At 40.7% G+C, this 1,853-nt stretch carries 1 pseudogene; it reads left to right on the top strand.

Going from position 1 to position 1,853, the window contains the following annotated elements:
- The first annotated feature begins 134 nt into the window (after positions 1–134).
- Positions 135–1,725: pseudogene (prfC, locus tag REG_RS10090) on the top strand (peptide chain release factor 3).
- The last annotated feature ends 128 nt before the right edge of the window (positions 1,726–1,853 follow it).

Genomic DNA, 1,853 nt, shown 5'->3' with positions numbered 1-1,853 from the left:
TTGTTTATAAAATCAGGATCAGCGAAAATAGCGGCCAATTAAAATTAATATGACGGATTTGACCAGCGAAGAGCCGAAAGAAGGTACTTCCAAAAATAGGTACAAATCCGTGTACAAACTAAAAGATTTTATTAATGGCCGATCAGAATTTTCTCAATGAAATAAACAAGCGAAGAACCTTTGCTATCATCTCCCACCCTGATGCAGGAAAAACTACTGTCACTGAAAAAATATTACTTTTTGGCAAGGCGATACAAACTGCGGGGACGGTAAAAGGCCGAGGATCGAATCAGCATGCAAAATCTGATTGGATGGAAATGGAAAAACAACGCGGGATATCAATTACCACCTCGGTAATGCAATTTCCCTATGGTCAATATTTAGTAAATTTACTCGATACACCGGGTCATGAAGATTTCTCTGAAGATACTTATCGTACCTTAACCGCTGTCGATTGTTGTCTGATGGTAATAGACGCTGCCAAAGGGGTTGAAAATCGTACACGTAAGCTGATGGAAGTGACGCGCTTACGTAATACGCCAATTTTAACCTTTATGAATAAGTTGGATCGTGAGATCCGTTGTCCAATGGAAATACTAGATGAAGTGGAACAAGAGCTAAAAATGCCTTGCTCCCCTATTACCTGGCCAATCGGCTACGGTAAATTATTTAAAGGCGTTTATCACCTTTATAAAGATGAAACCTATCTGTATCAAAAGGGTAAAGGCCATACCATTCAAGAAGTACGTATCCTTAAAGGGCTCAATAATCCAGAGCTCGATACCCTCGTCGGGGACGATCTAGCAACGCAGCTACGTGAAGAGATTGAACTGGTACAAGGCGCTTCTCATCCCTTTGAGCATGATTCTTTTTTATCAGGTGATCTAACACCCGTATTCTTTGGCACCGCGTTAGGTAATTTTGGTATCGATCATATGCTAGATGGACTAACCGCTTGGGCGCCTGCGCCTCTGTCACGTCAAACCCATTTACGGCAAGTCAGCGCAGAGGAAGAAAAATTCTCTGGTTTTATATTTAAAATTCAAGCCAATATGGATCCAAAACATCGCGATCGGATAGCGTTTATGCGTATTGTTTCTGGCTGTTATGAAAAAGGCATGAAACTGCATCAAGTCAGAACGCAAAAAGAAGTGACTATTTCCGATGCGCTAACATTTATGGCCGGAGATCGTACGCAAATTGAAAAAGCGTTTGCTGGGGATATCATTGGATTACATAATCACGGCACTATTCAGATTGGCGATACTTTCACTCAAGGTGAAGCACTAAAATTTACCGGGATCCCCCATTTTGCTCCTGAGCTGTTTCGTCGTGTTCGCCTGCGTGATCCACTAAAACAAAAACAGTTATTGAAGGGGCTGGTTCAACTTTCAGAAGAAGGGGCGATACAGGTATTCCGCCCTATTGCCAATAACGATTTAATCGTAGGGGCAATAGGGATCCTGCAATTTGATGTGGTCGCTGCCCGTTTAAAAAATGAATACCACGTTGAAGCAGTGTATGAATCAGTCAACGTTGCTACTGCGCGTTGGATCGAATGTCAGGATATAAAAAAAACTGGAAGAATTTAAACGTAAAAACGAATTGAATTTGGCACATGACGGTGGCAAAAATCTCAGTTATATCGCTCCTACCATGGTCAATCTTAATATTACACAAGAACGCTACCCTGAAGTATTATTTCATAAAACCAGAGAACATTAACCCATAATAGCTCGGCGATAGCCCAGGGCGGGATTCCACTTTGTATTTTTTGTCATCAATAAGATCAATATTTAAGCATTTCACAGACGAAATTTTCTCATATGTTTAATTAATATACACAAATTGTG

It is taken from the genome of Candidatus Regiella insecticola LSR1 (assembly GCF_000143625.1).
GTDB classification, from domain to species: Bacteria; Pseudomonadota; Gammaproteobacteria; order Enterobacterales; family Enterobacteriaceae; genus Regiella; species Regiella insecticola.
This window is presented reverse-complemented; position numbering and strand designations above follow the sequence as displayed.